Origin of the sequence: Pseudomonas sp. NPDC088885 (assembly GCF_044750025.1) — a bacterium.
Classification (GTDB): Bacteria; Pseudomonadota; Gammaproteobacteria; order Pseudomonadales; family Pseudomonadaceae; genus Aquipseudomonas; species Aquipseudomonas rustica.
In genome coordinates, this window is sequence record NZ_JBIVJB010000003.1 from 18,919 (window position 1) to 45,301 (window position 26,383).

The 26,383-nt window shown below is 59.7% G+C and carries 21 protein-coding genes and 1 pseudogene; 8 read left to right on the forward strand and 14 right to left on the reverse strand.

What is annotated here, in order from left to right; genetic code table 11:
- Nucleotides 1–179 precede the first annotated feature (179 nt).
- Entirely contained in the window at nucleotides 180–1,130 is a 951-nt protein-coding gene (locus ACIP1X_RS03745) for a DUF1853 family protein (protein WP_159815315.1), read from the reverse strand.
- Between the two features lie 115 nt (nucleotides 1,131–1,245).
- On the opposite strand from ACIP1X_RS03745, the gene ACIP1X_RS03750 reads away from it, so the two are divergent.
- The 6 genes from ACIP1X_RS03750 to pepN are packed head-to-tail and all read left to right on the forward strand — an operon-like array spanning nucleotide 1,246 to nucleotide 7,762.
- Nucleotides 1,246–2,136: an NAD(+) kinase gene (locus tag ACIP1X_RS03750; RefSeq protein ID WP_003224174.1), complete on the forward strand. Its 891-nt coding sequence runs from the start codon at nucleotides 1,246–1,248 to the stop codon at nucleotides 2,134–2,136.
- Nucleotides 2,136–3,107 (forward strand): metallophosphoesterase, encoded by a 972-nt coding sequence (locus tag ACIP1X_RS03755; protein WP_053119407.1) that lies wholly within the window; start codon nucleotides 2,136–2,138, stop codon nucleotides 3,105–3,107. Before ACIP1X_RS03750 ends, ACIP1X_RS03755 begins: the two co-directional genes overlap by 1 nt.
- The gene (locus ACIP1X_RS03760; RefSeq protein WP_400749454.1) at nucleotides 3,104–3,973 is read left to right on the forward strand and encodes a rhomboid family intramembrane serine protease; all 870 of its coding nucleotides are present in this window, start codon (nucleotides 3,104–3,106) and stop codon (nucleotides 3,971–3,973) included. Before ACIP1X_RS03755 ends, ACIP1X_RS03760 begins: the two co-directional genes overlap by 4 nt.
- A 33-nt stretch (nucleotides 3,974–4,006) precedes the next feature.
- Nucleotides 4,007–4,267: a YeaC family protein gene (locus tag ACIP1X_RS03765; RefSeq protein WP_007919229.1), complete on the forward strand. Its 261-nt coding sequence runs from the start codon at nucleotides 4,007–4,009 to the stop codon at nucleotides 4,265–4,267.
- A complete protein-coding gene (locus tag ACIP1X_RS03770; protein WP_053119411.1) occupies nucleotides 4,264–5,094 on the forward strand; it encodes a DUF2797 domain-containing protein in 831 nt (276 codons plus the stop codon). Before ACIP1X_RS03765 ends, ACIP1X_RS03770 begins: the two co-directional genes overlap by 4 nt.
- Nucleotides 5,095–5,104: 10 nt before the next feature.
- Entirely contained in the window at nucleotides 5,105–7,762 is a 2,658-nt protein-coding gene (gene pepN, locus ACIP1X_RS03775; RefSeq protein ID WP_400749456.1) for an aminopeptidase N, read from the forward strand.
- A gap of 527 nt (nucleotides 7,763–8,289) precedes the next feature.
- Here pepN and katG read toward each other — a convergent pair.
- On the reverse strand, nucleotides 8,290–10,563 hold the full coding sequence (katG, locus tag ACIP1X_RS03780; RefSeq protein WP_400749459.1) for a catalase/peroxidase HPI: 2,274 nt from the start codon (nucleotides 10,561–10,563) through the stop codon (nucleotides 8,290–8,292).
- Between the two features lie 273 nt (nucleotides 10,564–10,836).
- Between katG and ACIP1X_RS03785 the strand changes: the two genes are divergently transcribed.
- Nucleotides 10,837–11,208: a hypothetical protein gene (locus tag ACIP1X_RS03785; protein ID WP_400749462.1), complete on the forward strand. Its 372-nt coding sequence runs from the start codon at nucleotides 10,837–10,839 to the stop codon at nucleotides 11,206–11,208.
- Nucleotides 11,209–11,356: 148 nt separating this feature from the next.
- Here the strand turns inward: ACIP1X_RS03785 and ACIP1X_RS03790 are convergent.
- A pseudogene (locus ACIP1X_RS03790) lies at nucleotides 11,357–11,539 on the reverse strand (hypothetical protein); the annotation flags it as partial.
- A 233-nt stretch (nucleotides 11,540–11,772) separates the two neighbouring features.
- Here ACIP1X_RS03790 and ACIP1X_RS03795 point away from each other — a divergent pair.
- The gene (locus ACIP1X_RS03795) at nucleotides 11,773–12,144 is read left to right on the forward strand and encodes a hypothetical protein (protein ID WP_400749464.1); all 372 of its coding nucleotides are present in this window, start codon (nucleotides 11,773–11,775) and stop codon (nucleotides 12,142–12,144) included.
- Between the two features lie 143 nt (nucleotides 12,145–12,287).
- Here ACIP1X_RS03795 and ACIP1X_RS03800 read toward each other — a convergent pair whose 3' ends face one another.
- From ACIP1X_RS03800 to paaH, 11 genes are all read right to left on the reverse strand, one after another.
- Nucleotides 12,288–14,498 (reverse strand): LTA synthase family protein, encoded by a 2,211-nt coding sequence (locus ACIP1X_RS03800; RefSeq protein WP_400749467.1) that lies wholly within the window; start codon nucleotides 14,496–14,498, stop codon nucleotides 12,288–12,290.
- Nucleotides 14,499–14,855: 357 nt separating this feature from the next.
- Nucleotides 14,856–16,919: a phenylacetic acid degradation bifunctional protein PaaZ gene (paaZ, locus tag ACIP1X_RS03805; RefSeq protein ID WP_400749470.1), complete on the reverse strand. Its 2,064-nt coding sequence runs from the start codon at nucleotides 16,917–16,919 to the stop codon at nucleotides 14,856–14,858.
- A 783-nt stretch (nucleotides 16,920–17,702) separates the two neighbouring features.
- A complete protein-coding gene (gene paaE / locus ACIP1X_RS03810) occupies nucleotides 17,703–18,779 on the reverse strand; it encodes a 1,2-phenylacetyl-CoA epoxidase subunit PaaE (protein ID WP_400749473.1) in 1,077 nt (358 codons plus the stop codon).
- A 30-nt stretch (nucleotides 18,780–18,809) separates the two neighbouring features.
- Nucleotides 18,810–19,343, reverse strand: a complete 534-nt coding sequence (paaD, locus tag ACIP1X_RS03815) for a 1,2-phenylacetyl-CoA epoxidase subunit PaaD (protein ID WP_400749476.1) — start codon at nucleotides 19,341–19,343, stop codon at nucleotides 18,810–18,812.
- Entirely contained in the window at nucleotides 19,330–20,091 is a 762-nt protein-coding gene (gene paaC, locus ACIP1X_RS03820) for a 1,2-phenylacetyl-CoA epoxidase subunit PaaC (RefSeq protein WP_400749479.1), read from the reverse strand. The genes paaD and paaC overlap by 14 nt, the downstream gene beginning before the upstream one ends.
- Before the next feature lie 8 nt (nucleotides 20,092–20,099).
- Entirely contained in the window at nucleotides 20,100–20,381 is a 282-nt protein-coding gene (gene paaB / locus ACIP1X_RS03825; RefSeq protein ID WP_008079627.1) for a 1,2-phenylacetyl-CoA epoxidase subunit PaaB, read from the reverse strand.
- Nucleotides 20,382–20,543: 162 nt separating this feature from the next.
- Nucleotides 20,544–21,533, reverse strand: coding sequence for a 1,2-phenylacetyl-CoA epoxidase subunit PaaA (gene paaA / locus ACIP1X_RS03830; protein WP_400749482.1), 990 nt, complete (start codon nucleotides 21,531–21,533; stop codon nucleotides 20,544–20,546).
- Nucleotides 21,534–21,801: 268 nt separating this feature from the next.
- A complete protein-coding gene (paaK, locus tag ACIP1X_RS03835) occupies nucleotides 21,802–23,127 on the reverse strand; it encodes a phenylacetate--CoA ligase PaaK (RefSeq protein WP_400749485.1) in 1,326 nt (441 codons plus the stop codon).
- Between the two features lie 99 nt (nucleotides 23,128–23,226).
- Nucleotides 23,227–24,438, reverse strand: a complete 1,212-nt coding sequence (gene pcaF, locus ACIP1X_RS03840; RefSeq protein ID WP_400749487.1) for a 3-oxoadipyl-CoA thiolase — start codon at nucleotides 24,436–24,438, stop codon at nucleotides 23,227–23,229.
- Nucleotides 24,431–24,880, reverse strand: a complete 450-nt coding sequence (paaI, locus tag ACIP1X_RS03845) for a hydroxyphenylacetyl-CoA thioesterase PaaI (RefSeq protein ID WP_400749489.1) — start codon at nucleotides 24,878–24,880, stop codon at nucleotides 24,431–24,433. The genes pcaF and paaI overlap by 8 nt, the downstream gene beginning before the upstream one ends.
- A complete protein-coding gene (gene paaH, locus ACIP1X_RS03850; RefSeq protein WP_400749491.1) occupies nucleotides 24,867–26,381 on the reverse strand; it encodes a 3-hydroxyacyl-CoA dehydrogenase PaaH in 1,515 nt (504 codons plus the stop codon). The genes paaI and paaH overlap by 14 nt, the downstream gene beginning before the upstream one ends.
- Nucleotides 26,382–26,383 lie beyond the last annotated feature (2 nt).

The window sequence follows — 26,383 nt, forward strand, 5'->3', positions numbered from 1 at the left end:
GGGAGCGGGCTTGCTCGCGAAGAGGCCATTTCAAACACCAAAAATCTTAGGCCTGCCCCGGCACATTCGGCCAAAGATCCGACACCAGAAACAACCGCTCCGCCTCTCCCACAGGGGAATGCATTCCAAATGTGGGAGCGGGCTTGCTCGCGAAGAGGCCATTTCAAACACCAAAAATCTTAGGCCTGCCCCGGCACATTCGGCCAAAGATCCGACACCAGAAACAACCGTTCCGCCTCTTCCCAATCGCCCCGCGCATTCTCGGTCAGGCGCACCAGCAATTGCGCCGGCGCCATCGGTTCCAGTTCCTCCAGCCACGCCTGCAAATGCACTTCGCTCCAGGTTTGATCCGCCGGGTAATGCGCCGGCGCCAGCCACGCGTGACGGGGCAGGGGCTGCCAGCGACCGGCCGGGCGTTGCGCGACGAACGCTGGCCAATCCTTTTGATGCAACCAACTGCCGCGCAGATGCTGCGGGTGCGCGCCGCTTGGCGACTCAGCCTGACCGGGCCACGGATACAGCAGATAGCCGCCCAGCCACAATTGCGCGCTGAACGACTCGATATCCAGCGCCGCCAAGGCTTCACGGCTTTCCGGTCGCGCCGAGATCGGCAGCTGGTGACCGGCCAGGTGCGCCAGTTTGCGATCCAGCCGATCATGACAACCCGGCCCCAGCCATTGCGCCGAATCACGCCCGTCGCCCTGTTGCGGGCCGAGGTACAGCTTGATCGCCAGCTCCAAGTGATGCACGCCATCACGGTCACGCAGCAGCATGTCCAGTTCGCCGAGCGTATGGCCTTCGCGGCGGATCGGCAGGTTAGCGGCAATCAACTCGATCCCCGGAGCCTGCGCCACGGCAAATTGCCACAGCCGCTCGTAATACAGGCCCAGACGCCGCGTGCGCGCCTGCGATAACCAATGCAGCAAACCGTAGCTGTCGCGGTCGAGTTGGCGCAGCCAATGTTCGAGGCGATGCGGGTCATTCACCCAGTCGCTGCCGGCCAGCGGATGACGTTGCGGCCACGGCGTGGTGGCGAGCATCGGCGGGGCGAGGATCACCCACGCCAGATCCCGCACTTCCGGATGGCGCAATTGGTGAGGCAACTGGAGCAGGTCGGGAAATAGGATCATCTTGCGAGCATAGCCGTAAACACGAGCGCGCCCTTGAGGCTGAAAGGATTTTGTCTATCTGGCGCTTTCGCCCATAATCCTGTTTTTCGCGTTTTCGATTGTGCGCAGAGGTCCCATGGAGCAATTTCGTAATATCGGCATCATCGGTCGCCTGGGCAGTTCCCAGGTGCTGGATACCGTCCGCCGACTGAAACGGTTTCTGCTCGATCGTCACCTGCATGTGATCCTCGAAGACACCATCGCTGAAGTGCTGCCGGGCCACGGCCTGCAAACCTCGTCGCGCAAGATGCTCGGCGAAGTCTGCGACATGGTCATCGTCGTCGGCGGTGACGGCAGCCTGCTCGGCGCCGCGCGCGCGCTGGCCAAACACAATATTCCGGTGCTGGGCATCAACCGTGGCAGCCTCGGCTTCCTCACCGATATTCGCCCGGATGAACTGGAAGTCGAAGTCGCCAAAGTGCTCGACGGCCACTATCTGGTGGAAAACCGCTTCCTGCTGCAAGCCGAAGTGCGCCGTCACGCCGAAGCCATTGGCCAGGGCGACGCGCTCAACGACGTGGTGCTGCACCCCGGCAAATCGACGCGGATGATCGAGTTCGAGCTGTACATCGACGGCCAGTTCGTTTGCAGCCAGAAGGCTGACGGCCTGATCGTCGCGACGCCGACCGGTTCCACGGCTTACGCGCTGTCCGCCGGTGGCCCGATCATGCATCCCAAGCTCGACGCCATTGTGATCGTGCCGATGTACCCCCATATGTTGTCGAGCCGGCCAATTGTGGTCGATGGCAACAGTGAGCTGAAAATCGTCGTGTCGAAAAACATGCAGATTTACCCGCAAGTCTCCTGCGACGGGCAGAACCACTTCACCTGCGCGCCGGGCGACACCATCACCGTCAGCAAGAAAGCGCAGAAGCTGCGCCTGATTCACCCGCTCGACCACAACTACTATGAAGTCTGCCGCACCAAGCTCGGCTGGGGCAGCAAGTTGGGTGGTGGAGGCGACTGATGCTCGATCCCGCGCGCAGTTATGACCTGATTGGTGACGTGCACGGATGCGCCCTGACCCTCGAACACTTGCTTGACCGACTCGGTTATCACAAGCAAGGCGGGGTCTGGCGGCATCCATCGCGCATGGCCGTGTTCGTTGGCGACATCATCGACCGTGGCCCGCGCATTCGCGAGGCGCTGCACATCGTCCATGACATGGTCGAGGCCGGTCAGGCCTTGTGCATCATGGGTAACCACGAATTCAACGCACTCGGCTGGAGCACCCCGGCGCCACCGGGCAGCGGCAAGCAATTCGTCCGCGAGCACACCAAGCGCCACGCGCGGTTGCTCCACGAAACCCTGACGCAGTTCGAAGGCCATCCCGGCGACTGGCACGATTTCCAGCGCTGGTTCTATGAGCTGCCGCTGTTTGTCGACGCCGGACGTTTCCGCGTGGTTCACGCCTGCTGGGATGCCGGCCTGATCGAACCGCTGCGCGCGCTGTTCCCCAATGGCTGCATCGATGAGCATTTCCTCCAGGCCTCGGCGGTACCGGACAGCTTCGCCTGCACCGTGTTCGACCGTTTGCTGCGTGGCACCGACATGCGCCTGCCCGATGGTTTGACCATGACCAGCGGCGACGGTCTGGTGCGTTCGTTCTTCCGCACCAAGTTCTGGGAAGACGACCCGAAAACCTACGGCGACATCGTCTTCCAGCCCGATGCCTTGCCGGAACCGGTGGCGCAAACGCCGCTGACCTCCACTGAAAAGAATTCCCTGCTGCGCTACGGCGTCGACGAGCCGTTGCTGTTTGTCGGCCACTACTGGCGCAGCGGCAAACCGGCGCCGATCCGGCCGAACCTCGCGTGTCTGGATTACAGCGCCGTGCTCTACGGCAAACTCGTTGCTTATCGCCTGGATCAGGAAACCTTCCTCGATCCAAATAAATTTGTCTGGGTCGATGTTGAGCGGCCGGAGGTGCTGCAATGAGTTCGGTAGCGGTATTACGTCTGCCTTTAGGCGTGGATCTGAGCGGTTTCGTCAAACTGCTGCAACGCATGCAAGTGCCGCATCGCGTCAGTGAAGAGGCGGGCGAGCAAGTGTTGTGGGCGCCGTCGGAAATCAGCGAAGACGTGCGCTCACTGTACGAACGCTTCCCAGCAGGTGATCCCGATCAGCAACTGGACATTCCCGTCGCGCCGACCGTCAAACGCCCGAGCTTCGCCGAACAACTGAAATACGCCAAGGCCACCGGCTTCATTCTGCTGCTGTGCCTGATCGTCGGCGGCCTGACTTACCTCGGTGAAAACCTGCAAACCCTGCGCTGGCTGACCTTCCTCGATTTCCAGGTGGTCGGCGAGTACATCCATTTCACGCCGTTGTCCGACAGCCTGGCGGCGGGGCAGTGGTGGCGTCTGGTCACGCCGATGCTGATCCATTTCGGCATCCTGCACCTGGCCATGAACGGCATGTGGTATTGGGAGCTGGGCCGGCGCATCGAGTCGCGGCAGGGCAGCATCAACCTGATCGGCCTGACGCTGCTGTTCAGCCTGGTCTCAAACTATGCGCAATACATCTGGAGCGGCGCGACTCTGTTCGGCGGCCTCTCTGGCGTGCTGTACGGTTTGCTCGGGCATTGCTGGATCTTCCAGCTGCTGGCGCCGAACCCGGCTTATCGCCTGCCGCGCGGCGTGCTGGTGATGATGCTGGTGTGGTTGCTGGTGTGCATGTCCGGGGTGATCTCGGTCATCGGTTTCGGCGAAATCGCCAACGCCGCCCACGTCGGCGGGTTACTCATCGGATGCTTCACCGGTTTGTTGGGTGGTTTGTATAACCGCCGTAAACTGGCCGCCTGAATTTTTTTGTAGATAAAGAGCACGGAGACCCTGATGTCCTCTTTTAACGACATGATCAACAACATCACCCCGGACATCTACGAGAGCCTGAAACTGGCCGTGGAAATCGGCAAATGGTCGGACGGTGGCAAACTCACCGCCGAGCAGCGCGAGCTGTCGTTGCAGGCGATGATCGCCTGGGAAATCCAGAACCTGCCTGAAGATCAGCGCACCGGTTACATGGGCCCGCAAGAATGTGCATCGAAGTCGATCGAAGTGCCGAACATCCTGTTCAAGTCGGATGCTATCCATTGATCGAGATTGGCCGCGGTGCAATCAGCAAAATGTCGGCGCGCCTCGACGGGCCGAACGTGCAATACGCGTTTCGTCTGGATGACGTCGAGGTGCCGGTCAATCCCATGATCGGCACCACGGTGCGCCTGGAGTACCTGGGGGCGATCCACTGTACCCATTGCGGGCGCAAGACCAAAACCAGTTTCAGTCAGGGCTATTGCTACCCGTGCATGACCAAACTGGCGCAATGCGACCTGTGCATCATGAGCCCGGAGCGTTGCCACTATGACGCCGGCACCTGCCGCGATCCAGCGTGGGGCGAGCAGTTCTGCATGACCGATCACGTCGTGTATTTGTCCAATTCGTCGGGCATCAAGGTGGGCATCACCCGTGCAACGCAACTGCCAACGCGCTGGATCGATCAGGGCGCGTGTCAGGCGTTGCCGATCATGCGCGTGTCGACGCGGCAGCAGTCGGGCTTCGTGGAAGACCTGTTCCGCAGCCAGGTCGCGGACAAAACCAACTGGCGCGCGTTGCTCAAGGGCGATGCGGCAACGGTGGATCTGGCGCAGGTGCGCGATCAGCTATTTGAAAGCTGCGCCGAAGGCCTGCAGGGTTTGCAGGAGCGATTCGGCCTACAAGCTATTCAGACGATTGCCGATGTAGAACCTCTCGAAATCCGCTATCCGGTCGAGCAATACCCGGCCAAAATCGTCAGCTTCAACCTGGACAAGAACCCGATTGCCGAAGGCACGTTGTTGGGCATCAAAGGCCAGTACCTGATCTTCGATACCGGAGTGATCAATATTCGCAAGTACACGGCTTATCAGCTCGCCGTGCATCAATAAGGACTCCAGCATGCGCACCGAACAACCGAAGATGATTTACCTCAAGGACTATCAGGCGCCCGAGTACCTGATCGACGAAACACACCTGACCTTCGAGTTGTTCGAGGATCACAGCCTGGTGCACGCGCAGTTGGTCATGCGCCGCAACCCGGCGCGTGGCCCGGGCCTGCCGCCGCTGGTGCTCGACGGCCAGCAACTGGAACTGCTCTCGGTGACCCTGGCCGATAAAGAGCTGGGCGCTGCTGACTATCAATTGTCCGAGAACCATCTGACCCTGCAGCCGACCGCCGAAACCTTCACGGTCGACACCAGCGTCAAGATCCACCCGGAAACCAACACCGCACTGGAAGGCCTGTACAAGTCCGGCACGATGTTCTGCACCCAGTGCGAGGCCGAGGGGTTCCGCAAGATCACTTATTACCTCGACCGCCCGGACGTGATGAGCAAGTTCACCACCACCGTGGTCGCCGAACAGCACAGCTATCCGGTGCTGCTCTCCAACGGCAACCCGATTGCCTCGGGCCCGGGCGAAGACGGCCGGCACTGGGCAACGTGGGAAGACCCGTTCATGAAACCGGCGTACCTGTTCGCGCTGGTGGCCGGTGATTTGTGGTGCGTTGAAGACACCTTCACCACCATGACTGATCGCACCGTCGCGCTGCGCATCTACGTCGAGCCGGAAAATATCGACAAGTGCCAGCACGCGATGAACAGCCTGAAGAAGTCGATGCGCTGGGACGAAGAGGTTTACGGTCGCGAGTACGATCTCGACATCTTCATGATCGTCGCCGTCAACGACTTCAACATGGGCGCGATGGAGAACAAGGGCCTCAACATCTTCAACTCCAGCGCCGTGCTCGCTCGCGCCGAAACTGCGACCGATGCTGCGCATCAGCGCGTTGAAGCGATCGTCGCTCACGAATACTTCCACAACTGGTCGGGCAACCGCGTGACCTGCCGCGACTGGTTCCAGTTGTCGCTGAAAGAAGGCTTCACCGTATTCCGCGATTCCGGCTTCTCCGCCGACATGAACTCGGCCACGGTCAAACGTATTCAGGACGTCGCGTATCTGCGAACCCACCAGTTCGCCGAAGATGCCGGCCCGATGGCTCACGCCGTGCGCCCGGACAGCTTCATCGAGATTTCCAACTTCTACACCCTGACCGTGTACGAAAAGGGTTCGGAAGTGGTCGGCATGATCCACACCTTGCTCGGCGCCGAAGGCTTCCGTAAGGGCAGTGATCTGTACTTCGAGCGTCACGACGGCCAAGCGGTCACCTGCGACGATTTCATCAAAGCGATGGAAGATGCCAACGGCGTCGACCTGACTCAGTTCAAGCGCTGGTACAGCCAGGCCGGCACGCCGCGTCTGGCGGTGAGCGAGTCGTACGACGCCGCCGAAAAAACCTATAGCCTGACCTTCCGCCAGAGCTGCCCGGAAACCCCGGACAAAGTTGAAAAACTGCCGTTCGTGATTCCGGTCGAATTGGGCCTGCTCGACAGCAAAGGCAACGAAATTGCCCTGCGCCTGAGCGGCGAAGCATCGGCGCTAGGCACCACCCGGGTGATCTCGGTGACTGAAGCCGAGCAGACCTTCACTTTCGTTGACATCGCTGAACAGCCGCTGCCATCGCTGCTGCGCGGTTTCTCGGCGCCGGTGAAACTGAGCTTCCCGTACAACCGCGATCAACTGATGTTCCTGATGCAGCACGACAGCGACGGTTTCAACCGCTGGGATGCCGGTCAGCAACTGTCGGTGCAAGTGCTGCAAGAACTGATTGGCCAGCAGCAGAAGGGCGAAAGCCTCAAGCTCGACCCGCGTCTGGTGTCGGCGCTGCGTACCGTGCTGTCGGACGAATCGCTGGATCAGGCAATGGTCGCCGAAATGCTTTCGCTGCCGGGTGAGGCTTACCTCACTGAAATCAGCGAAGTGGCGGATGTTGATGCGATCCATATCGCCCGTGAGTTCGCGCGCAAGCAATTGGCCGAAGGCTTGTTCGAGGCGCTGTGGCTGCGTTATCAGGCCAACCGCGACCTGTCGAAGAAGACCCCGTACGTGGCCGAAGCCGAACACTTCGCCCGTCGCGCGCTGCAGAACATTGCCCTGTCTTATCTGATGCTCAGCGGCAAACCGGAAGTATTGGCGGCGGCACTGGAGCAGTTTGAAAACGCCGACAACATGACCGAGCGCCTGACTGCGCTGGCGGTGTTGGTCAACTCGCCGTTCGAAGAGCAGAAAGCGCTGGCGCTGACGAGTTTTGCCGAGCACTTCAAGGACAACCCGCTGGTCATGGATCAGTGGTTCAGCGTGCAGGCGGGCAGCACCTTGCCGGGCGGTCTGGAGCGTGTGAAGGCGCTGATGCAGCATCCGGCGTTCAACATCAAAAACCCGAACAAGGTGCGTGCGCTGGTCGGTGCGTTCGCCGGGCAGAACCTGATCAACTTCCATGCGGCCGATGGTTCGGGTTATCGCTTCCTCGCGGATCTGGTGATTGAGCTGAACGGCTTCAACCCGCAGATCGCTTCTCGCCAATTGGCACCGCTGACGCGCTGGCGCAAATACGACGATGCGCGCCAGGCGTTGATGAAGGGCGAGCTGGAGCGGATTCGAGCGTCGGGGCAGTTGTCGAGTGATGTGTTTGAGGTGGTGAGCAAAAGCCTGGCGTAACGCCGATCCCTGTAGGAGCTGCCGAAGGCTGCGATCTTTTGATCTTTAACATCAAGATCAAAAGATCGCAGCCTTCGGCAGCTCCTACAGGGTTTAGATGGCCTGCACGTTAAAATGTGGGAGCGGGCTTGCTCGCGAAAGCGCAGTGCCAGAGACGAAGATGTCATCTGATACACCGCATTCGCGAGCAAGCCCGCTCCCACAGTTGGTTTTGCGTTCTGTAGGAGCTGACGAGTAAAACGAGGCTGCGATCTTTTGATCTTAATGTTTAACATCAAAAGATCGTGGCGTGCCGCAGGTCCTGCCGGGTTTAGATGGCCTGCACGACAAAATGTGGGAGCGGGCTTGCTCGCGAAAGCGGAGTGCCAGAGACGAAGATGTCATCTGATACACCGCATTCGCGAGCAAGCCCGCTCCCACAGTTGGTTTTGCGTTCTGTAGGAACTGACGAGTAAAACGAGGCTGCGATCTTTTGATCTTAATGTTTAAGATCAAAAGATCGCAGCGTGCCGCAGCTCCTACATATTTCAGTTTTTCAGGTCGAAACGGTCGAGGTTGGTGACTTTGGTCCAGGCAGCGATGAAGTCCTTAACAAACTGCTCCTTCGCATCCGAACTGGCATACACCTCAGCCAATGCCCGCAACTGCGCATTGGAACCAAACACCAGATCAACCCTTGTCGCCGTCCACTTCACATTGCCGGTCTTGCGATCGCGTCCTTCAAACTCATCCGCATCCCGCGATGTCGGCTTCCACTCCACGCCCATGTCCAGCAGGTTGGTGAAGAAGTCATTGGTCAACGCTTCAGTCTGCGACGTAAACACGCCATGACGGGTTTGCCCGACATTGGTGTTGAGCACCCGCAAACCACCCAGCAACACGGTCATTTCCGGCGCGGTCAACGTCAGCAGTTGCGCCTTGTCGATCAACAGCGCCTCAGCCGATACCGTGTATTTGCCCTTGCTGTAGTTGCGGAAACCATCGGCAATCGGCTCAAGGAAACCAAACGACTCGACGTCGGTTTGCTCCTGCGTGGCATCGGTACGCCCCGGATGGAACGGCACGCTGACCGAATGACCGGCGTTTTTCGCCGCTTGTTCGATGCCCGCGTTGCCTGCCAGCACGATCAAATCCGCCAGCGAGACTTGCTTGCCGGCTGCGCCGCCATTGAACTGGTTTTGAATCCCTTCAAGGGTGCTCAGCACTTTATCCAGTTGCTCAGGCTGGTTGGCCTGCCAGAACTTTTGCGGTGCCAGACGCAGACGACCCCCGTTGGCGCCACCGCGTTTGTCCGAACCACGGAACGTCGAGAGTGCCGCCCAAGCGGTCGAGACCAGTTGCGAAACCGATAGACCCGACTCAAGGATTTTGCTTTTCAGCGCGGTGGCGTCGCTGTCGTCGATCAGCGGGTGCGTGACGTCTGGAATCGGATCCTGCCAAAGCAGTTCTTCGCTCGGCAGTTCCGGGCCGATGTAGCGCGACAGCGGGCCCATGTCGCGGTGGATCAGTTTGTACCAGGCGCGGGCGAAGGCGTCGGCCAGTTGCTCAGGATTGGCGAGGAAGCGCCGGGAGATTTGCTCGTAGGCCGGATCGAAACGCAGCGCCAGGTCAGACGTCAGCATGGTCGGCGAAAGTTTTTTGCTCGGGTCATGGGCATGTGGAACCGTGCCGGCACCGGCGCCGTTTTTCGGGATCCACTGGTGCGCACCGGCGGGGCTTTTACTCAGTTCCCACTCGAAGCCGAACAGGTTTTCCAGATAGTTGTTGCTCCACTTGGTCGGCGTGGTCGTCCAGGTCACTTCGAGGCCGCTGGTGATGGTGTCGGCGCCTTTGCCGGTGCCGAAAGCGTTGCGCCAACCGAGGCCTTGCTCTTCCAGCCCGGCCGCTTCCGGTTCCGGCCCGACATTGTCGGCAGGCCCGGCGCCGTGGGTTTTACCGAAAGCGTGACCGCCGGCGATCAACGCCACGGTTTCTTCGTCGTTCATGGCCATGCGGCCGAAGGTTTCGCGGATATCGTGGGCGGAGGCGACGGGATCGGGATTGCCTTCAGGGCCTTCCGGGTTCACGTAGATCAAACCCATCTGCACGGCGGCGAGGGGATTTTCCAGATTGCGTTCGCCCTGATCGGTACGGCTTTCTTCTTTACCGTGCAAATCCGGCTCCGCCACCAGCGTGCCGTCACCGGGCTCCTGCATCGGTGCGTTGTCTTTGCCATAGCGACTGTCGCCGCCGAGCCATTCGTGTTCCGAACCCCAGTAAACGTCCTCGTCCGGTTCCCAGACATCGGCGCGGCCACCGGAATAGCCGAAGGTTTTGAAGCCCATCGATTCCAGCGCGACGTTACCGGTGAGGACAATCAGATCCGCCCAGGAAATATTGCGGCCGTATTTCTGCTTGATCGGCCATAGCAAGCGGCGGGCCTTGTCGAGGCTGACGTTGTCCGGCCAACTGTTGAGCGGGGCAAAACGCTGTTGACCCGAGCCAGCGCCACCACGGCCATCCGCGGTTCGATAGGTGCCGGCGCTGTGCCAGGCCATGCGCACGAAGAGCGGGCCATAATGGCCGAAGTCTGCCGGCCACCAGTCTTGGGAGTCGGTCATCAGCGCGGTGAGGTCTTGTTTCAGGGCTTGAAAATCGAGGCTTTTGAAGGCGCTGGCGTAGTCGAAGTCCTTGCCCAACGGATCGGACTTGGGCGAGTGCTGACTCAGAATTTTCAGGTTGAGTTGATTCGGCCACCAGTCACGGTTCGTCGTACCACCACCGGCGGCGTGGTTGAACGGGCATTTCGATTCGTTTGCCATGTTCGAGTCCTTATCAGGTCTGCTACGGCCGGCTCGTGCCGACTTCGGACTAGTAAGGCTAGACCCGACTTGGAGAGTCGGCTAATAGGCCGACTATTGGGGGGTGATAGGAGGAGACTTTCAGAGTCACGGTTTTTAGTCAGGCAGCCCGTTAGTTATTTCGAAAGCATCTAAAAAACTGTCAAATATGACAGTGCACGTATGGCAGCGCGGTCGCTTAAGGTGGACATGCATTTACTTACATTTTTATAAACAACCACGGAAGAAATGATTATGACCGCAAACGAAGAGAAACTTAGCTTTGGTAGTTTTACCGCCTCTGTGGACGGTAAACCCTTTCTTGTAAGCAACAGCGTGACCTTTCATGACGCGAGTTCGAATTACTTTTTATGGGGGACTAATGGTAATGCCAATAGCGTGTATTTTTGTGTTCACAGTTCTTTGGAAAGCGAAACACCTGAAGTCGTAAAGCACTACACGGGTGCGCTTGAATGGACCGTATTTATTAATGATGTGAGTTATCCCGTTGTTGGAGGCTCAGCGACGGTGACTATTGGTAAGTCTCGTCGAGACGCACATGGAACGATAGACTTTAAACTAGAAGGCGGCAGGGTAGTAACTGGGAATTTCGATATTAAAAGGTAATATGTGATTTTGTACCTCACCTGTAGGAGCTGACGAAGGCTGCGATCTTTCGATCTTATTCTATGAAATATCAAAATCAAAAGATCGCAGCCTTCGGCAGCTCCTACAATGGCATCCAAGAGATATCAGTAAGTATCGGGCGCTAGGTTCAAGTGGATTGTGCGGTGTCGTCCTCTGGCACTTCGTCCAACAGGTCTTCCTGTCCAGGCAGTTCGGTCACTACGCTGAAATCCGTTACCTCAACCGCTCCCTGCCCATACCCCAACAAATGAAAGGAAAACGCCTTTCGCTGCTGCGGGTTATCAACACTGAAATTCATCTCCAGAGGTTGTGGAATTTCAGGTGCTGCGCGCCGATCAGGTTGTCAGCCATGTCGGCCATGTCGGCTATTGAGGGGCGATAGGTAGGAGCGTGTAGATTGAGCTATTTGAGAATAAAAAATGATTTATTTACTTCGAATGCGCCTAAAGAACTGTCAGAAGTAACAGTGGTTGTGTCGGACGGATTAATTTAACGTTGATTCTCAAAGTCGTATTACACAGTTAACTGACGGAGCATTGATTTATGGGTGTTAATGAGATGAATAAGGGCAAGGGTGAACTCATTGCTCATATTGATGGTCAGCTTTATTTTTCGGCCGAAACGTTCATTTTTCACAGGCTGGACAAAGATCTAGTTATTCGAGGGGAAACGAAAGGCAAGCCATTTCTTAATGTGATTTTTTGCGTTCCATACATTTTGTCCGTAGAAGTTCCGCATAAAATTTCTCTTTATAAGGGCGAGCATGGTTGGGGTACTACTGCTGGTGGTTTAATTGAAGCTTTGGCCTCAGTGACGATTACCCTTAATAGAGGACGAAATGGGGCTTCTGGAACTGTCGACTTTCCTATGGTAGATGGAAGAAAATTAACTGCGGATTTTAGTGTTTGGGAATGACTTTTGTAGACTCCTCTGTAGGCGCTGCCGAAGGCTGCGATCTTTTGATCTTGCTTTATGAAATATCAAGATCAAAAGATCGCAGCCTTCGGCAGCTCCTACATTGGCATCCAAGTGATATCAGTAAGTATCGGGCGCCATGTTCAGGTGGATTGGGGGGTGTCATCTTCTGGCACTTCGTCCAGAAGGTCTTCCTGGCCCGGCAGTTCAGTAATCACGCTGAAATCCGTGACCTCAACCGCGCCTTCCCCATATCCCAGCAGATGAAAAGAAAACGCCTTTCGCTGCTGCGGGTTATCAAAGCTGAAATCCATCTCCAGCGGTTGATCCGCCGTGGCGACCATTTCCGAGGGCAGACCCAACTGCACGTCTTTCTCGAATTCCTTGGCCTTGAGCTGAATAAACGCCGTTTGCTGCGGATCAACCGCACGCACCGTCAGGCGTACGCGGGTATAAGAGCCTTTGGGCATTTCCAGGTATTGCGCGCCGATCAGGTTGTCGGCCCAGTCGTCCTTGATCTGCGCTTGCAGCGGGATGACGTTGGTGCTGCCGAACTGATAGCGCTGATTGAGTGGGGTGCGCAGCAGTGACAGGTCGAGTGCGTTGGCACGCGCAGCAATTTGTCGGGCCGGGTGGCCGCTGTATTTACCTTTGTACGTGGCGCTATCGGCAATGAACCCGGCGCTTTCGTAGTAACGGCAGCGGCGCGGCATATCGCATTCGGAGAAGATGCCTTGGCCATTGTGGTAACGCAGTTTGCCGTTGGTGAAGGACATGATTTCGCGACCGGAATCGTAGTCGCGGAACAGCGAACGACCGCTGAGTGCCGTGGGTACCGGCAGGTCGAAATAGTCGAGGATCGACGTGCTCAGGTCGACGTGGCCATACACGCCTTTGTTCAGCCGTGGCAGTTTTTCGTGCTCGGGCGCCAGCGTCAGGTTGAAACCCCAAGAGGAGGCCAGGCGTACACCGTCGATGCCATGGGATTCATCCGAAGTAATCACTACCAGCGTGTCTTTCAACACGCCTTGGCGTTCGAGACCGCTGAGGAACTGCTCCAGCGCGTCATCGAGATAACCGACGGCGGCTTGTTTGGGGGTTTCATAACGCTCCAGATATTCCTCCGGGGCGGAGTAGGGCTGGTGCGTGCCAACGGTCAGTAGCGTGAGCATCCATGGCTGTTTCTGCTTCTTCAGTTCACCGACGTAATCCAGCGCGCCCTCGAAGAAGGCCTTGTCGTCCTTGCCCCAAGGGAATTCCAGGTAGTTGCTGTTGGTGAACCATTCCAGACCATGGGTCGCATCGAAACCGATGTGCGGCATGATTTTGTCTTTGGCCATAAAACGCAGCCCGGCACCTTGCAGGTAATGCGTGCTGAAACCGTGCTGGCGCAGTTGCGCCGGCAGGCAGGCTTGATTGCGTTCATGAAGGGTGAGCATTTCCACGCCTTTGGGCGTGCCGTTGTTGAGCTTGTCATAATCGCCGCAGAGCATCGCGTACAGGCCGCGAATGGTCTGGTGCGTGTGCAGCACGTAATCCGGAGTGTTCATGCCGCGCTCGGCCCAGCGGCTGAGGTTGGGCATCAGGTCTTCCTGATAATGGCTGCCAATGGCTTCGCGGTTAGCGCGGAGGTAGGCGCCGGGAATGCCTTCCAGCGCGATGATCAGTACGTTGCGCGCCTGGCCCGGCGCGGCCAGCAGTTTGTGGCCATTGAGGTCGACGTCGGTGAGCCCGGCCATCGCCGGCGCGGGTTCTTCAATATCGCCGTCGAGCCATTCTTCGCCCTGAATCTGCAGATCGGCGACTTCGCTGGCGAGCAGTTGGTGTGGCAGGTTGTACAGCCGCCACGGATCAGCTTCGTTCGGCCACAGATTCTGTGCGCCCCAATGCGCGGCGAACAACACCAGTGGCACGCTCCACACCGCGCGGGGCAGGGCTGGGCGAGTGACGCCGCGCCCGAGATACCGGGTCAGCAGCCAGACCATCAGCGCCAACAGCAAAACAACGCCCACCGCCGGATGCGCCAAACCGCCGCCGGTAGAGTTTTCGACAAATTGCGGATCGATCAGGTAATGAATGTCGGAAGGTGTCGGCAACCGGCCGACTGCGCTCACCAGTTCAGCAGTCGCCACCGCCAGCAGGCTCCAGAACAACAGCACCGGCAGCGCTAGCCACCAGGCGCGACGATGCAGCAAAACCACCAGCGAACTGCCAATGGCCAGATCCGACAGATACCCCAGCGGTGACGACCAGCCGAGTGCCGCACGCAGGCACACCGGCACAATCAGCACCAGTACAATCAACGAGACGAGGCGGGCATGCGGATGCCGCAAACGGTGAAAAAGAGCGCTCACAAAAAAAAGACCTTACCGTCATTAAAACGTCAAAAAAGTGTGGGCGATGATACCAAGGGTGGGCGGACTGATCGCCCTTTTAAACTATTGGGGGATCTGGTTTGGGCAGCTGCTGAATGGCTTGAAGCCCAGAGCGGCTCTAGAGTTGCCCAACAATCGTCGATATTTCTATCGGCGTGTTTATTGTTTCAGTCTGTTTAATAACTCCGAAACCAATCAATTCCCCTGTGAAAGCGGGCTTGCTCGCGAAGGCGTCGGATCAGTCAATTCATACGTGGCTGATACACCGCTTTCGCGAGCAAGCCCGCAGGTGGATTTGTATGGGAAAGGGGCAACCTTGCGCTGCCCCTTTATTCGTTACGCTGCGACTTCTTCGCGCTTCACCACCAAGGTCAAAATGTCATAGCTGGCCACCAGTTCACCGAGCTGGTTGGTGACTTCCACGTCCCACGCCACCACGCCTTGCGGAATACCTTGCGGGCTCTTCTTGCCCTGGTCGATCTTGCGTTTGCAGGTCAGGCGCGCCTGAATAGTGTCGCCGATACCGACCGGGTTGATGAAACGCAAAGTGTCGAGGCCGTAGTTGGCCAGCACCGGGCCGGGCGCAGCGGAGACGAACAGGCCGGCGGCCGCCGACAGCACGAAATAGCCGTGGGCGATACGCTTGCCGAACTGCGATTCCTTGGCGGCGATGTCGTCGAAGTGCATGTAGAAGTGGTCACCGGACAGACAGCCGAAGTTGACCAGATCCGCTTCGGTGACAGTGCGGCGGTGAGTCAGCAGCGACTCGCCGATCTGCAGATCCTGGAAGTGTCGACGGAATGGATGCACTTCGGTCTCGATGACTTTTGCGCCGCGCACGTGTTCACCGGTGACGGCAGCAAGCATGGTCGGCGAGCCCTGCACGGCGGCGCGTTGCAGGTAGTGTTTGACCGCGCGCAAGCCACCCAACTCTTCACCACCACCAGCGCGACCCGGGCCGCCGTGTTTCAGTTGTGGCAGTGGCGAACCATGGCCGGTGGATTCGGCAGCGGATTCGCGATCCAGCACCAACAGACGCCCGTGCCAGGCCGCGGCGACCGGAATGGCTTTGGCGGCGATTTTCGGATCCTTGGTCACCAGGCTGGCAACCAGACTGCCCTTGCCGCGCGCGGCCAGCACCAGCGCTTCATCGAGATCGTCGTAGGCCATCAGTGTGCTGACCGGGCCGAAGGCTTCGATGTCATGCGCGCCACCTTCGGCGTGCGGATCACGGGCCAGCAACAGCGTTGGAGCGAAGAATGCGCCTTGGCTGACGTTTGCGCCGCGCGGTTCGAAACCGTCCTCAGCGCCGAACAGCTGATCGCAGCTTTGCAGCAAGCTTTGCAAGCGTTCGCCGACGTCCTTCTGCTGATCATGGGAAGCCAATGCACCCATGCGCACGCCTTCCACGGATGGATCGCCGACGACGACTTTCGCCAAACGATCGCGCAGACGTGTGGCGACGGCGTCGATGTGTTGCTTGGGCACGATGGCGCGGCGAATCGCGGTGCATTTCTGCCCGGCCTTGGTGGTCATCTCGCGGGCGACTTCTTTGATGAACAGCTCGAACTCTTCGTCGTCCGGGGTTACGTCAGGGGCGAGGATCGCGCAGTTCAGTGAGTCGGCCTCGGCGTTGAACGGCACCGAGTTGCGGATCAGGTTCGGGTTGACGCGCAGCTTGGCGGCGGTGTCGGCGGAACCGGTGAAGGTCACCACGTCCTGGCCTTGCATGCGGTCAAGGAGGTCGCCGGTGCTGCCGATCACCAGTTGCAGGCTGCCGGTCGGCAAAAGACCCGAGGCATCCATCATGCGTACCACGGCCTCGGTCAGATAACTGGTGGCGCTGGCCGGTTTGACAATGCACGGCATGCCCGCGAGGAAGCACGGCGCGAATTTTTCCAGCATGCCCCAGATCGGGAAGTTGAACGCGTTGATGTGCACCGCGACGCCGCCGCGCGGCACCAGAATATGTGTGCCGGCAAAGGTGCCGAGTTTGCCCAAGGGCAGCGCCGGGCCTTCGTGGACGATGTTGCCCGACGGCAACTCACGCGCGCCGAGGCCGGCGTAGGTGAACAGCGTGCCGTTGCCACCCTCGATGTCGATCCAGCTGTCGGCGCGGGTGGCGCCGCTGTGGTGCGAGAGCGCGTAAAGCTCTTCCTTGCGTTCGCTGAGGTACAGCGCCAGGGCTTTGAGGCGTTGCGCGCGTTGCTGGAAGTCGAGCTTCATCAGTTCGGTGACGCCTTGGCGGCGACCGAAGTCGATAGCTTCGGCGAAGTCCGGGCGCTCTTCATGCGTGCGCGCCAGCTCGTGGCCGTCGATGGCGCTGCGCAGGATTTGCGCGCCGTGTTGGCCGATCCAGCGGCCGGCGAGGAAGCTTTGCAGGGTAGGGGCGTGGGACATGAAATAAGCTCCTGTGCTTGAAATTAGTGTTGGCTGGCGCCGGACGCGCCGATGCCGGTCATCGAACGGATGAACTGAGTAAGCCCGCTCCCACATTGGTTCGTGTTGATGCCTGGCTCATTGAGCACCACCATTCCCCTGTAGGAGTGAGCCTGCTCGCGAAAGCGGTGTGTCAGGCAACTTCCGTGTTGAATCTGATGACGCCTTCGCGAGCAGGCTCGCTCCCACATTGTTTTGTGTTGATGCTTGGTTCATTGAGCACCACCATTCCCCTGTGGGAGCGAGCCTGCTCGCGAAAGCGGTGTGTCAGGCGACATCAATGGTGAATCTGATGACGCCTTCGCGAGCAGGCTCGCTCCCACATTGTTTTGTGTTGATGCCTGGCTCATTGAGCACCACCATTCCCCTGTGGGAGCGAGCCTGCTCGCGAAAGCGGTGTGTCAGGCGACATCAATGTTGAATCTGATGACGCCTTCGCGAGCAAGCCCGCTCCCACATTGTTTTGTGCTGATGCCTGGCTCTGTGAGCACCACCATTCCCCTGTGGGAGCGGGCTTGCTCGCGAAAGCGGTGTGTCAGGCAACTTCAATGGTGAATCTGATGACGCCTTCGCGAGCAAGCTCGCTCCCACCTTGTTTTGTGCTGATGCCTGGCTCTGTGAGCACCACCATTCCCTTGTGGGAGCGAGCCTGCTCGCGAAAGCGGTGTGTCAGGCAACTTCAGTGTTGAATTTGATGACGACTTCGCGAGCAGGCTCGCTCCTACAGGGGTGGGTGTGAATCCTTTAGAACTGGTCGAAATCGAGGACGACTTTGTCGCTCACCGGGTACGCCTGGCAAGACAGCACATAGCCCGCCGCGACTTCGTAATCTTCCAGCGCATGGTTGCTGTCCATGTCGACTTCGCCTTCGATGACTTTGCACTTGCAGGTCGAGCACACGCCGGCCTTGCACGAATACGGCAGCTCCAGGCCTTGCGCGTTGCCGGCATCGAGCAGGCTCTGGCTGTTGCGTGGCAGTTCGAACGCCACAGCGCGGCCGTCGCTGATCACGGTGATCTGGCTGACCCCGGCGTCGAGCATCTGCGCGGCCTCGCGGGCTTCGCGTTTGTGCTGGCTGCCGGCCGCGGCGAACAGTTCGAAGTGGATGCGCTCGGCGCCCATGCCTTTGGCCTTGAGGCTGTCGCGCACGGTTTCGGTCATCTCCTGCGGGCCACAGATAAACGCGGCGTCGAGGGCTTTGACGTCGAGCCAGCGGCTGAACAGTTGCTCGCATTTCTGCGCGTCGATGCGACCGTTGTAGAGGTCAACATCCTGCTGCTCGCGACTGAACACGAAGATCAGATTGAGGCGTTGCAGGTAACGGTTTTTCAGATCCTCCAGCTGTTCACGGAACAATGCACCGGAGCTGGAACGGTTGCCGTACAGCAACGTGACGCGGCTGTGCGGTTCGTTCTCCAGCGTGGTTTTGATGATCGACAGAATCGGCGTGATACCCGAACCCGCTGCCACGGCGAGATAATTACCGTGCCGCGCCGGATCCAGATCAACATGGAAATGCCCGGCCGGCGGCATCACTTCCAGCGTGTGCCCAGCCTGCAATTGCTCATTGGCAAACGCCGAAAACCGCCCGCCGGCCACGCGTTTGATCGCAATGCGCAGTTCGCCGTCATTCACCCCGGTGCAGATCGAATACGAGCGACGTACTTCTTCGCCGTCCATCTGCGTGCGCATCACCAAGTGCTGGCCCTGAGTGAACTGAAAACTGTCCTGCAAATGCTGCGGAATGTCGAAGGCGATGGACACGGCGTCACGGGTTTCGCTGCGCACGTCTTTGATGGTCAGGCTGTGAAATTTGCTCATTATTGTTCTCCCGACACGGCGCTGTGCCGTTCAGATGCACTTGAAATAGTCGAAGGGCTCGCGGCAATCGCAGCAGCGGTACAAGGCTTTACACGCGGTCGAACCGAACTCGCTGAGCACTTCGGTGTGGGCGCTGCCGCACTGCGGGCAGAGCACCGTCGGACTCTCGCCGAGCAGCGTGCGTTTGCTTGCGCTGCCATCGGGCGGGGCGATGCCGTAAGCGCGCAGGCGTTCGCGGCCATCGGCGGTGATCCAGTCGGTCGACCACGCCGGGGTCAATTTGCGCTCCAGTTTCGGCGCATTGAATCCGGCCTGTTCCAGCGCGGTGCGGATGTCATCCTCGATCACTTCGGTGGCCGGGCAACCGGAGTAGGTCGGCGTGACCACCACGTGCAGATGCCCGGCCTGCCAGTCGAGATCGCGGACGATACCCAGATCGACCACGCTGACCACCGGCACTTCCGGATCCATGACTTCGGCGAGGGTCGCCCAGGCCTTGTCCAGCTCGCCCAGCAGCGCCGGCCGGGCGCCGCGATCGCTGGTGATCAGCTCACCAGGTTGCATCGGGGTACGCTCGGGGCAGGAACTGCATTTCTGCGAGCAAAATGCCCAAGTGTTCGCTGTGCAGACCGCGACGGGCATTCAGATAGAAGTAACTCGGCGCCGCCGGGACGGGCAGGGTGGCGCGAGTGAACACGTCTTTGACCGTGGCTTGCCATTGCGCAGCGACGCTGGCGATGTCCGGCGAAATACCGGCCGCGCACAGACGTTGTTCGCTGTCGTCAGCGGCGATCAGTTCGACGGTAAAACGCCAGACTTCCGGAATCGCCGCGAGCATGCGCCGATGGCTTTCTTCGGTGCCGTCGCCCATGCGTTCGATCCACTCGCCGGAGCGGCGCAGGTGATAGGTGACTTCCTTGACCGCTTTGGCGGCGATCCCGGCAATGCGTTCGTCGCTCGACTGGCTCAGGCCCTGCAACACCGGCAGGTGCCAGGCGTCGTAGAGGAATTGCTTGAGCATGGTCACGGCGTAATCGCCATTCGGTTGCTCGACCAGCAGCAGATTGCGGTAGGCACGCTCGTCGCGGCGGAAGGCCAGATTATCGGCATCGCGGCCGTCATCCAGCAACTCGGCAGCGTATTCCAGCCAGTGCCGCGCCTGGCCGACGAGGTCGAGGCCGACGTTCATCAGCGCCAGTTCTTCTTCCAGCGCCGGCGCCTTGCCGCACCATTGGCACAGACGCTGGCCCTGAATCAGGGCGCTGTCACCGAGGCGCAGCAGGTATTCGATCAGATCGGTTTTATCGTTCATGGTCGACCTCACATGTGCCCGACTTCGGCCGGCAGTTCGTAGAAACTGGCGTGGCGATAAACTTTGTCGTCAGCCGGATCGAACAGCGGATCCTTTTCATCCGGCGACGAGGCGGTGATCAGCGCCGAAGGCACCACCCACAGGCTCACACCCTCGCTGCGACGGGTGTAGAGCTCGCGGGCGTTTTCGATGGCCATGGTGGTGTCGGCGGCATGCACGCTGCCGACGTGTTTGTGATTGAGGCCGTGCTTGCTGCGCACGAAAACTTCGAAAAGGGTCCATTGGGACATGTCATTCACTCCACATCAGTTCGGTTAGTGCGGCTGACAATCGATCGTTCCCACGCTCCTGCGTGGGAATGCAGCCCGTGACGCTCCGCGTCACTGGACGCAGAGCGTCCCTTGAGGCGTTCCCACGCAGGGCGTGGGAACGATCAGCAGTCGTGCCTTGGGTCAGGCGGCGTTCTTGTTGTGTTTTTTACGGGCGTGGGCGACGGCGGCTTCGCGTACCCAGGCGCCGTCTTCAATGGCTTTGCGGCGGGTGGCGACGCGCTCCTGATTGCACGGGCCGTTGCCCTTGAGCACTTCGTAGAACTCGTTCCACTGGATTTCGCCGAAGTCGTAGTGGCCGCGCTCGGCGTTCCACTTCAAGTCAGGGTCGGGGCAGGTGCAGCCGAGCAGTTCGAGCTGCGGGATGGTCTGGTCGATAAAGCGCTGGCGCAGTTCGTCGTTGCTCTGGCGTTTGATCTTCCAGGCCATCGATTGCGCACTGTTTGGCGAGTGCTCATCGCTCGGGCCGAACATCATCAGCGACGGCCACCACAGGCGATTGATCGCGTCCTGCACCATGTCTTTTTGCGCCTGAGTGCCGTGACGCATCATGGTCAGGAGGATTTCGTAGCCCTGGCGCTGATGGAAACTCTCTTCCTTGCAGATGCGCACCATGGCCCGCGAGTAAGGTCCGTACGAAGTGCGCTGCAGCACCACCTGATTGACGATCGCGGCGCCGTCGACCAGCCAGCCCACCGCGCCCATGTCGGCCCAGTTCAGCGTCGGGTAATTGAAGATGCTCGAATACTTGGCTTTGCCGCTGTGCAGCTTGGCGATCTCTTCATCGCGGTCGGCACCGAGGGTTTCCATCGCGCTGTAGAGGTACAGACCGTGGCCAGCCTCGTCCTGAATCTTCGCCATCAATTGCAATTTGCGTTTGAGTGACGGTGCGCGAGTCACCCAGTTGCCCTCCGGAAGCATGCCGACGATTTCGGAGTGGGCGTGCTGGGAGATCTGCCGGATCAGCGTCTGGCGATACGCATCGGGCATCCAGTTCTTCGCTTCGATCTTGATTTCTGAATCGATTTTTTCCTTGAAGGCGCGTTCCTCTTCGGACATCTCCGAAAGGTCTTTGATGCGCTTGACGCCGGTTTCTACAAGCTGTGCGTACATTATTGTTCTCCTGCCTCAGGTTTATCGAAGGCATGTTCGAGGGCATGGAGAACTTTATAAGTGATACGGAAATTAATATCAAACACAAAATAACGTGTCGTATGTTTTTTCTGTATCGCTTCGGATGAATGGTGAGCGTTGCCGCGCATTTGCAAAGCGGAAAAACGCGCACGGCGATGCTCGGCAGAGCATCGCCGTGGTTTTGCAGGGGGAGGGAGGGATTGCAGCGAGCAGCGAAGGCCTTGCACCTTCGCCGCTGTTATTGCTTTTAAGCTTTCACGCGTTTGTCGATCACATGGCAAGCCTTGCCTTCCGAGCGTTTGATCGAGAACGGCGGCTGCAGCAGCACCCGTGAACTGATACCGATATACGTCTTGATGTGCTTGCTCAGCTCCCCGCACAAGGCCTTCTGCTGTTCATCACTCAAGCCTTGATGCTCGGCCTTGAGCTCGACGTGGACATCGACGCTGTCGAGATTGCCGTTGCGATACAGGTGAATCTCGTATGACTCCGACAGCTGTTTGACTTTCAGCACCTGCTCTTCGACCTGGGTCGGGAACACGTTGACGCCACGGATGATCAGCATGTCGTCGCTGCGGCCGGTGATCTTGTCGATACGGCGCATCGGGCGTGCGGTGCCCGGCAGCAGGCGAGTGAGGTCGCGGGTGCGGTAGCGGATCATCGGCAGGGCTTCTTTGCTCAGCGAAGTGAACACCAGTTCGCCCATCTGTCCGTCCGGCAGCACTTCGCCGGTGATCGGGTCGATGATTTCCGGGTAGAAATGGTCTTCCCAGATCGTTGGGCCGTCGCGGCTTTCCGCGCATTCCATGGCCACGCCCGGGCCCATGATTTCCGACAAGCCATAGATGTCGAGCGCAGTGATGCCCAAGCGTGCCTCGATGGCGCTGCGCAGTTCGGCAGTCCACGGCTCGGCGCCGAAGATGCCCAGGCGCAGGGCCAGTTTGTGCGGGTCGATGCCCTGACGTTCGATCTCGTCGGCGATGTTGAGCATGTACGACGGCGTGACCATGATGATGTCGGGCTGGAAATCCTTGATCAATTGCACTTGTTTTTCGGTCTGGCCGCCGGACATCGGAATCACCGTGCAACCCAAGCGTTCAGCACCGTAATGCGCGCCGAGGCCGCCGGTGAACAGGCCGTAACCGTAAGAGATGTGCACCTTGTCACCGCGGCGGCCGCCGCCGGCGCGAATCGAGCGGGCAACGATGTTGGCCCAGGTGTCGATGTCGTTCTGCGTGTAACCGACCACGGTCGGTTTGCCGGTGGTGCCGCTGGACGCGTGCAGGCGCACGACGTCATGCATCGGTACGGCAAACATGCCGTAGGGATAGTTGTCGCGCAGGTCGGATTTGGTGGTGAACGGAAACTTCGCCAGATCATCCAGCGAGCGAATGTCGTCCGGGTGCACGCCCAGGGCATCGAAGCGTTGACGGTACAGCGGCACATTGTTGTAGGCGTGGTTGAGGCTCCAGCGCAGGCGCTCGAGTTGATGCTGACGCAACTGGTCGACGCTGGCGGTTTCCAGCGGATCCAGTTCAGGTTTGAGCACGGCTTGGGCAATTGGCATGTTCATGACTTCACTCGAATTATTTTTGTGTTTCAGCCCCGCCTGCGCAGGGCTCTGAGTGCATGCCCCAAGGATACCTGTCGGCACCTCGGGAATCGCGGTTCTTTAGTCGGATAAACGCTCGATCACCAGTGCGATGCCTTGACCGACACCGATGCACATGGTGCACAGCGCATAGCGGCCGCCGCGTTCTTCCAGTTCTTGCAGGGCGGTGGTGACCAGTCGCGCGCCGCTCATCCCCAGCGGATGGCCGAGGGCAATGGCGCCGCCGTTCGGGTTGACGCGTGGGTCGTCATCGCCCAGACCGAGTTCACGCAGCACCGCCAGACCTTGCGCGGCGAAGGCTTCGTTGAGTTCGATGACGTCCATGTCGGCGAGGCTGAGGTTGGCCAGCTCCAGCACCTTGCGCGTGGCCGGCACCGGGCCGATGCCCATGATGCGCGGCTCGACGCCGGCGGTGGCCATCGCCACGACCCGGCCGCGTGCCTTCAAACCGTAACGCTGTGCGGTTTGCGCATTGGCCAGCAGCAAGGCACAAGCACCGTCATTCACGCCCGAGGCATTGCCGGCAGTGATGCTGCCGCCCTCGCGGAACGGCGTGCCGAGTTTTTGCAGTTGTTCCAGCGTGGTGTCGGCGCGCGGGTGTTCGTCATGCTCGACGACTTTGGCCGGGCCTTTGCGCTGGGGGATTTCCACGGCAACGATTTCTTTCGCCAAGCGTCCGCTGGCCTGCGCGGCCGAGGCGCGTTGCTGGCTGCGCAGGGCGAAGGCGTCCTGGTCGGCGCGGGAGATGTTGAATTGTGCGGCGACGTTTTCTGCGGTCTCGGGCATCGAATCAATGCCAAAGGCTTTCTTCATCAGCGGATTGACGAAGCGCCAGCCGATGGTGGTGTCGTACATCTCTGCCGAACGGGAAAACGCCGTCTCGGCCTTGCCCATCACCAGCGGCGCACGCGACATCGATTCGACGCCGCCGACCAGCATCAGCCCGGCCTCACCGCTGCGAATCGCCCGTGCGGCAGTGCCGATCGCATCCAGCCCTGAACCGCACAAACGGTTGAGCGTGGTGCCCGGCACGCTGACCGGCAGCCCGGCCAACAGCGCCGACATGCGCGCAACGTTGCGGTTGTCTTCGCCGGCCTGATTGGCGCAGCCGTAGATCACGTCGTCGACCTGGCTCCAGTCGACTTGCGGGTGGCGGCGCAACAGTTCACGCAGCGGCACGGCGCCGAGGTCGTCGGCGCGCACGCTGCTCAAACTGCCGGCGTAGCGACCGATCGGGGTGCGCACGGCGTCGATGATCAGAGCGTCATTCATGGGGAGTCTCCGGCGTCAGCACGGTGCCGCGCACTTTGTAGGATTTGCCGTGGAACAGGGCGATCAACTGGCCCTGCTGGTTTTCAATGCGCACGTCGTAGTTGCCAGTGCGGCCCGAGCGCGATTGCTCGGTGCAGCGTGCGGTGAGCGTGTCGCCCGACTGCGCGGGCGCGATGTAATCGATGCTGCAACCGATCGCCACGGTGGCGTCGTTGTAACTGTTGCAGGCGAAGGCAAACGCCGAGTCGGCGAGGGCGAAGAGGAAACCGCCGTGGCAGGTGCCGTGGCCTTGAATCATGTCGGCGCGCACGCCCATGCCCAAGGTGCAGCTGCCGGGCGCGGCGCTGATCAGGCGGATGCCCAAACCTTGGGTGGCGGCATCGCGGTCGAACATGGTTTGCGCGCAACGGCTGGCGAGGCTCATGGCTTCAAGGCTGGTCATGGAATGTGCTCCCTTCGGCGACTTTGCGGCGCAACAGCAGCGATGGCCGATAGCGTTCTTCGCCGTAACTGGCTTGCAGGTGGTCGAGGACTTGTGTGATCTGCGCCAGGCCGATGCGCTCGGCCCAGGCCAATGGGCCTTGCGGGTAATTCACTCCAGCGCGCATGGCCAGATCGATGTCTGCTGCCGAAGCAACGTCGTGCAGCACGGTGTCGGCGGCTTCATTGGCGAGCATGGCGACGGTGCGCAGCACGGCGAGGCCTGGTGTGTCGCTGAGCAGACTGACCTGCAGGCCGGCGCCTTGCAGCAGGGCGATGCCTTGTTCGCGGGCGTCAGTGCTGATGTCCGCCGAGCAACTGATGGCGATGCGTTTGGCGCTGGCGTAATCGAAAGCCAGGTCAATCAGGATCAGATTGCGTAGGCCATCTTCCTTCGCGCGTTGGCTGGCCATGCGCCCGTCGCTCAGGGCCAATACCGCTTCGCCGACCCTTAACAGGCCTTTGCCATCGCGCGTGATCACGCTGGTTTTCAGGCGTGGCAGCAAATCGTTAAGGACGCCGAGATCGCCTTCGACCACGCAGCTATCGACGCTCGCATCGCTGCTGATTTGTTGCGGCTGCGGACGTTGCGCGCCTTCGCTGTAATCGTAAAAACCACGACCGCTTTTACGGCCGAAGCGTCCGGCGTCGACCAGTTCTTTCTGGATCAGCGACGGCTGAAAACGAGTGTTGCCGTAATAGGCGTCGAACACCGAACAGGTCACCGCGTAATTCACATCGTGGCCGATCAGATCAGTGAGTTCGAAGGCGCCCATCGCAAAGCCGCCAGCCTCACGCATCAGCGCGTCGAGGGTGGCGCAATCGGCGGCGCCTTCCTGCAACAGGCGCAGACTTTCGGCGTAGAACGGCCGGGCCACGCGATTGACGATGAAACCCGGCGTCGAACGGGTGTGCACCGGTTGCTTGCCCCAGGCTTTGGCGGTGTCGAACAGAGTGCGGGCGAGGGCGGGATCGCTGGCCAGGCCGGAAACGATTTCCACCAGTGGCATCACCGGCGCCGGATTGAAGAAGTGCAGTCCGAGCAGACGTTCCGGGCGTTGCAGCCCTGCAGCAATGCTGGTGATCGACAGTGAAGAGGTGTTGCTGGCGAGAATGCAGTCGTCGCCGCAAAGACCTTCCAACTGTTTGAACAACCCGCGTTTGACTTCAAGGTTTTCGACAATCGCTTCGATGATCAACGTGCAGTCGGCCAGCGTTTCGATGGCTTCTACCGCGTGCAAGCGAGCGACGATGGCGCCGCGCTCATCCGCCGCGAGTTTGCCTTTCTCCACGCGTTTACCGAGCTGGCGGTCGATACCGTCGATGGCTTGCGCGGCGGCGCCCGGACGATTGTCCAGCAGCAACACCGAATGCCCGGCTTGCGCCGCGACTTGCGCAATGCCGGCGCCCATGGCGCCGGCACCGATCACGGCGATTTTTGCGTTGCGGTCGAGTGCGCTCATAT

What these genes read in the sequence shown, in the direction of transcription:
- paaH (WP_400749491.1), bottom strand. Translation starts at nt 26,381, where the DNA reads ATGAGCGCACTCGACCGCAACGCAAAAATCGCCGTGATCGGTGCCGGC.
- paaA (WP_400749482.1), bottom strand. Translation starts at nt 21,533, where the DNA reads ATGTACGCACAGCTTGTAGAAACCGGCGTCAAGCGCATCAAAGACCTT.
- paaB (WP_008079627.1), bottom strand. Translation starts at nt 20,381, where the DNA reads ATGTCCCAATGGACCCTTTTCGAAGTTTTCGTGCGCAGCAAGCACGGC.
- pepN (WP_400749456.1), top strand. Translation starts at nt 5,105, where the DNA reads ATGCGCACCGAACAACCGAAGATGATTTACCTCAAGGACTATCAGGCG.
- paaK (WP_400749485.1), bottom strand. Translation starts at nt 23,127, where the DNA reads ATGAACATGCCAATTGCCCAAGCCGTGCTCAAACCTGAACTGGATCCG.
- ACIP1X_RS03785 (WP_400749462.1), top strand. Translation starts at nt 10,837, where the DNA reads ATGACCGCAAACGAAGAGAAACTTAGCTTTGGTAGTTTTACCGCCTCT.
- ACIP1X_RS03745 (WP_159815315.1), bottom strand. Translation starts at nt 1,130, where the DNA reads ATGATCCTATTTCCCGACCTGCTCCAGTTGCCTCACCAATTGCGCCAT.
- ACIP1X_RS03760 (WP_400749454.1), top strand. Translation starts at nt 3,104, where the DNA reads ATGAGTTCGGTAGCGGTATTACGTCTGCCTTTAGGCGTGGATCTGAGC.
- katG (WP_400749459.1), bottom strand. Translation starts at nt 10,563, where the DNA reads ATGGCAAACGAATCGAAATGCCCGTTCAACCACGCCGCCGGTGGTGGT.
- ACIP1X_RS03755 (WP_053119407.1), top strand. Translation starts at nt 2,136, where the DNA reads ATGCTCGATCCCGCGCGCAGTTATGACCTGATTGGTGACGTGCACGGA.
- paaZ (WP_400749470.1), bottom strand. Translation starts at nt 16,919, where the DNA reads ATGTCCCACGCCCCTACCCTGCAAAGCTTCCTCGCCGGCCGCTGGATC.
- ACIP1X_RS03795 (WP_400749464.1), top strand. Translation starts at nt 11,773, where the DNA reads ATGGGTGTTAATGAGATGAATAAGGGCAAGGGTGAACTCATTGCTCAT.
- paaI (WP_400749489.1), bottom strand. Translation starts at nt 24,880, where the DNA reads ATGACCAGCCTTGAAGCCATGAGCCTCGCCAGCCGTTGCGCGCAAACC.
- ACIP1X_RS03750 (WP_003224174.1), top strand. Translation starts at nt 1,246, where the DNA reads ATGGAGCAATTTCGTAATATCGGCATCATCGGTCGCCTGGGCAGTTCC.
- pcaF (WP_400749487.1), bottom strand. Translation starts at nt 24,438, where the DNA reads ATGAATGACGCTCTGATCATCGACGCCGTGCGCACCCCGATCGGTCGC.
- paaC (WP_400749479.1), bottom strand. Translation starts at nt 20,091, where the DNA reads ATGAACGATAAAACCGATCTGATCGAATACCTGCTGCGCCTCGGTGAC.
- paaE (WP_400749473.1), bottom strand. Translation starts at nt 18,779, where the DNA reads ATGAGCAAATTTCACAGCCTGACCATCAAAGACGTGCGCAGCGAAACC.
- ACIP1X_RS03765 (WP_007919229.1), top strand. Translation starts at nt 4,007, where the DNA reads ATGTCCTCTTTTAACGACATGATCAACAACATCACCCCGGACATCTAC.
- paaD (WP_400749476.1), bottom strand. Translation starts at nt 19,343, where the DNA reads ATGCAACCTGGTGAGCTGATCACCAGCGATCGCGGCGCCCGGCCGGCG.